Here is an 8098-nt window from a genome sequence, read left to right on the forward strand (position 1 = left end):
CGCTCTTACCGCACCTTTGCACCCTTGCCTGTGCCGGCGAACCGGCCATCGGCGGTGTGTTTCTGTGGCACTCTCCTCACGGTCACCCGCACTGGGCGTTACCCAGCAAGCCTGGCCATCAGGGAGCCCGGACTTTCCTCAAACGGATCAATCGATCCGGTTGCAACCACCTCGCCTGCTTTCAGCGTCCATCATGCCCCGTGGGCATAATTCCTTTGATGGGGCTGTAGCTCAGCCGGATAGAGCGACGGTTTCCTAAACCGTAGGTCGTGGGTTCGAGTCCCGCCAGCCCCGTGAGTCAGATCCATTGCCCTGCAGTCCATGTGGGCAATGGATTTTCGTGCCTTACGTCGCCATCGTGAAGTGCGTCTCTGCCCTGCAGCAGTGCCCTCAGGGTCCTTGGTTGGTATGTCAGACCGTTGATCGGAAGCGGAAGCGGGGTGGGGTCACGCTGGATTTGCCTGGATGTTGCATCGGTTGATGGCAACGATGCTCCTCAAGTGTCAGCTTCCCCTATCAATCTGAGCTCAATCAGGAGAGGTCAGTTCCTTCTTTTTTCTCAAGAGAAGGCTGCAGAGGCATCAGCTTTGTCCAAGGAGTTTTAACCCTCTGTTGGAACACAACGATCTGAATTGATTTCATGATGTGCTCTGTGACGGATTCTGGATTTCTCGATGAGATGTCGGTTTGCGATCGGTTTTTGTTGGTCTCGAAGTTGTTTTCGCCTGGCCACTCCTTTGGAGATCTGGATCACTTGTTGGAATAGTAATTTATGGCTGAGCCAGTTTTATGAAGCGGTATGAGAGTGCGTTCCTTTGGTGGGCTGGCGCCTGCCCTCAAGTTGGCCGAAATTCTCTGACTTGCTTGATGAATTGATTGGCATATGTTTGCCACTGATTGAAAGTCTCTTTCGGGCTTTTGGAATTGATTCCGGATTGGCGGTCAATATTGCGAAACTCAGCAGCTGGGGCTTGAATTGGGCTCAAGACTTTTATTGGCCTGGGGCGGCAAATTTTTGTTATGGCTGAAAATGGGTTTATCCTGGTTTAGCTTCTAGAATTAGCGGTGTTGCGTGGGCCTCTTCTACGTCACAATGTTGACTGCATCTTGATTGTAGGCTGATGTTAGCTTTGCCAAGATATTGCCATCAGTGTCAAAAATAGTAGTTGACTTTCCTCCGGGTTCCCAGCTGTATCTATCTTGAATTCCTGAAAAGTCCAGGATGTCTTCTTTGGGCTCGAAGTCGCTGATCAGTAGGTGGTATCCATCTTTGACTATAAATGTGTCTGATCCGGATCCACCTTTGACCTTGTCAAAGGCTTTTTCTGTTGATAGCCCAGGGTCGATCAGGTCGTCTCCACCCCTGCCATTGATTTGATCGGCTGACTCGTATCCAAGTAATTTATCATCACTTTGTGTTCCGTTTAATCGGTCTCTTTCTAAAGAGCCCTTGATCTCTTTAGTTGTGTCTCTTGGAGGGGTATCACTCAGTCCGTATTCTTCTTGTAGTTTTTGAGCGCCAATGGAATCGAGTTCGTAGGAATCAAGGGGTCTGCTTGATGTTTCAACGAAAAAACTTCCTAAGCGCTTATTGCTCTTTAATCTGTAGGGATATACTTTTAGTCTTGCGGTGTTTCCCCTTGGGCTGTGCAGCCACAGGATCTCGGCCTTATTCTCTGTGCCATCAATCGCTAGCATTTCCCAGCTTCCTTCTTTCGTCGCGTACTGGTTTCGTCTCTTGTCGGTAATGGAAATCAAGGCGTCTGTTCCTCGATGTCTTGCAAATGCTAATTTCCAATCTCCCTGAAGCAAGTGAATATTTCCATGGCTTTCAATTGCTAGTGGCTCGGACTCGGCTGTTGTGACTTCCTCATTGTCTGGGCTGGGGGTGGAGTCGTTTGTGTCAGTGACTTCGTTGGTTTCTAAGGGGTTAGCTTCGAAATATAAGTTGGAAACAGCGGCTACAGCTTTCTCGCCGAATGCTCCAAGTTTGGATCTATAGGAATCAGTTCCTTCTTGAGTGCTCGGATTCCATTGCCAACCACTGCGATTTGCAATAACAGCATAAGAAATACCGTTGTCCAAGCTAACAAGAAATGAACCTTGTCCTTCAAGAGTGCCTGTATGGCTAATCTGGCCAGGCCACACTTGCCATCCGCGTGCCATAGAAGGGTCAGGGCCTTCGGGGCTAAGCATGTTGTCAATCGTGTCTTTTTTGAGGATTTTGATTTCGGAATGACCTTTTACCGCCGATACAAACTCAAGAAGAGCTTCCGGTGAAGCCACCCAACCCCCTGCTCCGAGATTTGGCTCCATTTGGTAATACCTGCTGTCAACTGCTTGATGTCCCTTGTTGTGAATGCTCTGGTAATCAGTGACTTCGTTATCCGCAAACTGATTTTCATCTCCTGGCACTATTGACTTAATCCCAAGCGGCTTAAGTATTTCATCTGCGACAAAATCCGGATAGTCTTTGCCTGACACTTGCGTGATGATTTCAGCAAGTAAGATATAGCCAATGTTGGAATAGGAGTATTGGCTGCCGGGTTTAAAATCAAGTTTGGGTGTTTTGTTTATGACGTGCTCTATGAATTCGCCAGTTTCCTCGAAAATAGGTACATTCGTGGTGTGATGAGTTGAACGTGTAAGTCCGCTGCTATGCAGTAGTAGCTGGTCGACGGTAATGTTTTGAACTGCCTGCAATGATTCCTGGCTTAGGCCAGGAAGGCTCAGGATTCCATCTGTGCCAAAAACCAAATCTTTGTAGTCGATTGCTCCTTGCTCAATCAAGATATGAATGGCTGTTGAAGTTATCGGCTTGCTGACACTGGCAATTCTGTATTGTGTCTCTGTTCTTGTGGGAATTGTTGCGCCTGTATTGATATGGCCAAATCCTTTGCTGTATATCAAGTCGCCCATGTAGGAAATGGCTAGGCTTATCGAGTGATCCCCAAATTCATCGAGCAGGGCTTTGGCCATCGTGTCTACGATTGGATATGTCATGTCAAAAGAATCCCGTCTTCTCTATGACTAGCTTCTCGCTCCTTGGAGGGTTGGGTTTTTAAGGCTGCCTAAATTATTTGCCTGCTATCTGCTCTGAAGGCCCCTTTTAGCGCGTCGTCTTTATTTGAATGATTTTTGCGCAAAAGTTTTGGTTGCCTCTGCTTGGCGCTTTGTGTGTCTTTCAGGCGCGCTAAGCAGCCTTGCCTGTGAATGGGGTGGTATCTGATTTCATTCTTGTTGCTGGCCTTGTGTGGTTGAGCGATTCACCGAAAACCCCTGATTCTTGGCGAAATCAGTGTCTGACGACTCGCGTCGTTCATCCCTTTAGTCATTGCCAAAACCGTAGGTCGTGGGTTCGAGTCCCGCCAGCTCCGTAGCTGTTCGTCGCATCCACTACATCTGGTGGGGTGGCTACTTCCTAGACCATGGCTAGGGTTACATGAATCGGGCTGCTGTCCATGACCCAGCTTCACGACCTTCGCCTGCGACTTCTGGTTCAGCAGGAAAGCGAGCGGATCGCCGATTCACAGCCAGCTGATCTCGACTTGTCGGTGGTGCAGGCTCGCTGCCTCTGTTGGTTGGCCCTTCTGGCTGAAGCCCATGAGGATCAAGCCACCGACGCTGAACGCCGTGGTGACACCGAGCAGGCGATGGGCTGGTTCGCCGATTCGATGCGGCTCCGCGATGTCATCGGTGTTGTCTCATCCATTGAGATCCCTCTGCCCGGCACGATTGATGAGGACGAATCCGATCCTGAACGTCCCGAAGGGCCTCTCGCGGCCTGAGGAGTGCCATGATGTTGCATGAGTTAGTGGGATCGCGGTGCCGGAAGAGCCCTGCCAATGCCCGGACTGTCAGCGGTTCTATCGGGAACATGACCGTCTGATCCGCGAGTTCCCAACCTTGCGACATCAGCAGGAGCTCAATTGGGCTGCACTGCAGTCCTTCCGTACCCTCTCGGGTCGCGTGCTCGAGGAGTTGCAAAAGCAGCATGGTCCGAGACGGACCGTTGCGGACGTCCCTGGATCCGACGCCGTTTTGTCGGTGGGTGATGCCAATGAGGAGTCCAGCCCTGACGCCATCCATCAGGCCATGGCTGATCTCGAGAACATCAACGCCCATCTTTTTTCCATCGAAGCCCTGATGGAACGGGTGTTTGATGTCCGTGTGCCGGAAGAAATCGAACAGAAGTTCCGTGAACTCGCCGGTGAGCTGGCGCCGGATCCCCTCAACATCGACCGTCTAAGGCTGAATCGCCTTCTGCATCAAACGCCCGACTTACCCGACCGGACTTAAACGTCCGGCATCGCCTTGACGCTGGCAGAGCCGGGCAATCATTCCTTCTTCATCGGCGGTGATGACCACAAGCTCGAATGGTGCCAACCAGCCCAGTGCCTCGTTGAGTTCGTTGCGTAGATCTTGATCGTGCTCGCCGATCCCTCCCGTCAGGGCAAGCACATCCAAACCCTTCAGGCTGGCGGCCATTGCGCCCACTTGTTGCAGCAGCCGATGGCGATAGACACATAGCGCCAGTGATGCTCCGGGGTGGTTGCTTCGGGCTGCGTGGCGGATTTCGAGCATGTCTCCGCTGAGACCGGACAGACCTTTCATTCCTGATTCGCTCTGCAGCACGCCGCTGAGGTCCGCCTCGCTGTATCCCTGACGGATCAGTTCAAGGATCAGTCCTGGATCGATGCTTCCCGAACGCGTTTCCATGACCAGACCCTCCAGTGGGGTGAAGCCCATGGTGGTGTCAATGCACTCACCGCCTTTCACCGCTGCCAGTGAGGCGCCGGCACCGAGATGGGCGCTGATCAGACGCAGCTGGGATGGGTCACGGCCCTGCTGGCGCCAGTGTTTGCTGACCTGTTCCGCGACATGTTGGTGGTTGATTCCGTGGAAGCCATACCGGCGAAGCCCCTGTTGGCGGAGATCCTTGGGGAGGGCGTAGGTTCGGGCGGCTTCCGGCAATGTGCTGTGAAAGGCCGTATCGAAGCAGATCCATTGCGGCAGGTCCGGTGCCCAACGTTGAGCCCAGGTCACCCCGGCCAGGGCCGGTGGGTTATGCAGGGGGGCGAGCGGGATCAGGGCTTGCAGTTGCTCGACCAGGTCCGCCGTGATCAGCGTTGTGGCCGTGAAGTGTTCGCCTCCATGCACCACCCGATGGCCAATGCGCTGGATGTGCTGACGATGATGGTCCAACTCTGGCGCCAGCCAGTGATCCAAGACGGCACTGATGGACTCCTCTGGTCTCCGTTTGCGGTTGCCTTGCCATACCGCGGCCCCTGTGGAATCCACAACAGCCGCTTTAAGACTGGAACTACCCAGATTGATGACAAGGACGTGCTCCGCCATCAGCGGATGTCGCAGTTGATCTCCACATTGAGAGGCTCGACGTTCCAGATGTTGTTGCAGTATTCCGCGATGGAGCGATCGGACGAGAAGAAACCGGTTCGTGCGGTGTTGAGCACGGACATTCGGTTCCAGTGCATGCGATCGGTCCAGGCCCGGCTGACAGCTTCCTGGGCTTGGACGTAATCCGCGTAATCCGCCATCACGAAGAACGGATCCTTGCCCATGAGGTTGTCCAGCAGAGGTCGGAACAGCTCCCCATCTCCGTTGCTGAAATGACCCAGTTCAATCAGGCGTAGTGCCTCCTGGAGTTCAGGCAGCCTTTCAATCACATCCATGGGGCGATAGCCCGCATTGGACAGGGCTTGAATTTCATCGACGGTCTTGCCGAACAGGAAGAAGTTTTCAGCTCCCACCAGCTCACGGATTTCCACATTGGCGCCATCCAGGGTGCCGATGGTGAGCGCACCGTTCATCGCGAACTTCATGTTTCCGGTGCCGGAGGCTTCCTTGCCGGCGGTAGAAATCTGCTCAGACAGATCGGATGCGGGGTAAACCTGCTCGCCCAGTTTCACGTTGTAGTCGGGCAGAAAGACCACCCGCAGCCGACCATCCATATCCGGATCAGCATTGATGGTTTCGGCAATGCCATTGATGAAACGGATGATCAATTTGGCCATGTAATAGCCAGGTGCCGCCTTACCACCAAAAATCACGGTGCGGGGAGCCATGCCATCACCCTGGCCGTTCTTGATGCGCAGGTATTGCGTGATGACCTGCAGGGCATTCAGGTGCTGCCGCTTGTACTCATGGATGCGTTTGACCTGCACGTCAAACAGGCTGGAGGGGTCAACGAGAACGCCGGTGTTGCGATGGATGTAACTGGACAGTTTGCGTTTCACCGATAGCTTCGTGCTGCCCCATTGCTCAAGGAATCCAGAGTCGTTCTGGCGCTCCTCGAGTTTGCGGAGGTTCTCCATGTTGGAGATCCAGTCCGGTCCGACATGCTCATCCAGCAAGGAGGACAGTTCGGGGTTGGCGAGGGCAACCCAACGCCGTGGGGTCACGCCATTGGTGACATTGGTGAATTTCTCGGGCCAGAGCTCGGCAAATTCGGGCAGCAGGTCGGTTTTGACCAGTTCGGAGTGCAGGGCGGCGACGCCGTTCACATGGTGGGCTCCGATAGTGGCCAGGTGGGCCATGCGCACGGCCTTGCTGCCCTCTTCATCGATGATCGACAGCTTGCGCTGAATCGCATCATTGCCGGGGTAGCGCAGACGCACCTGTTGAAGGAAGCGCCGGTTGATTTCGTAAATCAGCTCCAGGTGGCGTGGCAGCAGGCTGCTGAAGAGATCGAGGCCCCACTTCTCCAGGGCTTCCGGCAGCAGGGTGTGGTTGGTGTAAGCCACGGAACGGGAGGTGATGTCCCAGGCCTTGTCCCATTCCATGTGGCGATCGTCGATCAGCAACCGCATCAGCTCCGCCACGGCGATGGCCGGGTGGGTGTCATTGAGTTGGACGGTCCAGTAGTTGGGGAAGTCCTCAACCGCCAAGCCCCGGTTGTCCAGGCTGCGCAGCATGTCCTGCAGGGAGCAGCTCACGAAGAAGTGCTGCTGCTTCAGCCGCAGCCGACGCCCTTCATCGGTGCCGTCGTTGGGATACAGCACTTTGGAGAGCGTTTCACTGCCAACCTTTTCTTCCACCGCGCCGTAGTAATCGCCGATGTTGAAGGCGTAGAAGTCAAAGCTTTCGGTGGCATCAGCACGCCAGAGCCGCAGCCGATCACAGATGTTGACGCGGTACCCCAGGACCGGCACATCGTGGGGGATGCCGATGGCATGTTCGGCGGGAATCCAACGTGAGCGGTAATTCCCTTTGTCGTCGATATAGCTCTCGGTGCGACCACCAAAGCCGACAAAGCAGGCCTCATCGGGTTGGGGGAGCTCCCAGGGCCAGCCACCCTTGAGCCATTTGTCGGTGATCTCCACCTGCCATCCATCGCGGATGAGTTGGTCAAAAATGCCGAATTCGTAGCGGATTCCGTAGCCGGTGGCGGGAATCTTGAGGCTGGCCAGGGACTCCATGTAACAGGCGGCCAGGCGACCCAGTCCACCGTTGCCCAGCCCCGGTTCTTCCTCCACCTCCAGAATTTGCTGGAGCGATTCGATGCCGAACTTGCTCAGGGCCTCTTCCGCTTCCTTCTGGATGCCGAGGTTGAGCAGGTTGTTGTTGAGCTGCGGGCCGATCAGGAATTCCGCGGAAAGGTACGCGACATTTTTCTGCGGGTGGGCCCGCATCGCTTCCATCGTCGCCAGATATCGCATCATCAAGCGGTCGCGCACCGCGTAGCTCAGAGCCATGTAAAGGTCATGGCGACTCGCCGTTGGCGCCAGCTTTCCGAGCGTGAAGAACAGGTGCTCGGTCATGCCGTCCAACACACCCTTGGCATCAAGGCCAGCCCGTTCAGGGTCGGCGTAGCACCCGGGAGTTGGGAGGTGCAGATCGAAGGGTTGTGAGCTTGTCATGTCGACAGAAAGCGGGGGGGAAAGAACAACTCCCCCCCCAGAGAGGTGGAGTCCTGAACCGATGCTGATCAGCTCTGGCCGAATGTCCACCGCCAGTTGTTGATTTCCGGAGCATCCATGCCGTGGGTGAAGGCATAGGCGCGATGCTTTTGGATCTCATCCTTCATCCGCTCCTTGAGGTGAGCGGCCCTGGAACCAAGGGTTTCCACGCGGTCAAT

7 protein-coding genes, 1 tRNA gene and 1 other RNA gene are annotated in these 8098 nt (G+C 54.7%); 4 read left to right on the forward strand and 5 right to left on the reverse strand.

Features of this window, described 5'->3' with window-relative positions; genetic code table 11:
* Window positions 1-182: RNase P RNA component class A (rnpB, locus tag ACGVKB_RS11545), an RNA gene on the reverse strand; the annotation flags it as partial.
* Between the two features lie 38 nt (window positions 183-220).
* Between rnpB and ACGVKB_RS11550 the strand changes: the two genes are divergently transcribed.
* A tRNA-Arg gene (locus tag ACGVKB_RS11550) sits at window positions 221-294 on the forward strand.
* Window positions 295-818: 524 nt separating this feature from the next.
* Entirely contained in the window at window positions 819-1028 is a 210-nt protein-coding gene (locus tag ACGVKB_RS11555) for a hypothetical protein (protein ID WP_392351881.1), read from the forward strand.
* Between the two features lie 55 nt (window positions 1029-1083).
* Here the strand turns inward: ACGVKB_RS11555 and ACGVKB_RS11560 are convergent, their stop codons facing one another.
* Window positions 1084-2979 carry a serine hydrolase gene (locus ACGVKB_RS11560; RefSeq protein WP_392351882.1) on the reverse strand — a complete coding sequence of 632 codons (1896 nt, stop codon included), beginning with the start codon at window positions 2977-2979 and terminating at the stop codon, window positions 1084-1086.
* Window positions 2980-3461: 482 nt separating this feature from the next.
* Between ACGVKB_RS11560 and ACGVKB_RS11565 the strand changes: the two genes are divergently transcribed.
* Window positions 3462-3788: a hypothetical protein gene (locus ACGVKB_RS11565; RefSeq protein WP_392351883.1), complete on the forward strand. Its 327-nt coding sequence runs from the start codon at window positions 3462-3464 to the stop codon at window positions 3786-3788.
* A gap of 37 nt (window positions 3789-3825) precedes the next feature.
* The gene (locus ACGVKB_RS11570) at window positions 3826-4299 is read left to right on the forward strand and encodes a hypothetical protein (protein ID WP_392351884.1); all 474 of its coding nucleotides are present in this window, start codon (window positions 3826-3828) and stop codon (window positions 4297-4299) included.
* Here ACGVKB_RS11570 and ACGVKB_RS11575 read toward each other — a convergent pair.
* The 3 genes from ACGVKB_RS11575 to ACGVKB_RS11585 all read right to left on the reverse strand — a co-directional run.
* Window positions 4282-5358, reverse strand: a complete 1077-nt coding sequence (locus ACGVKB_RS11575; RefSeq protein WP_392351885.1) for an acetate/propionate family kinase — start codon at window positions 5356-5358, stop codon at window positions 4282-4284. The two genes, ACGVKB_RS11570 and ACGVKB_RS11575, sit on opposite strands and share 18 nt — an antisense overlap.
* Window positions 5358-7880, reverse strand: a complete 2523-nt coding sequence (locus ACGVKB_RS11580) for a glycogen/starch/alpha-glucan phosphorylase (RefSeq protein ID WP_392351886.1) — start codon at window positions 7878-7880, stop codon at window positions 5358-5360. The genes ACGVKB_RS11575 and ACGVKB_RS11580 overlap by 1 nt, the downstream gene beginning before the upstream one ends.
* Before the next feature lie 68 nt (window positions 7881-7948).
* The coding region (locus ACGVKB_RS11585) for a hypothetical protein (protein WP_392351887.1) at window positions 7949-8098 on the reverse strand (150 nt) is incomplete at its 5' end.

It is taken from the genome of Parasynechococcus sp., from assembly GCF_042954325.1.
In the GTDB taxonomy this organism is placed as follows: domain Bacteria; phylum Cyanobacteriota; class Cyanobacteriia; order PCC-6307; family Cyanobiaceae; genus Parasynechococcus.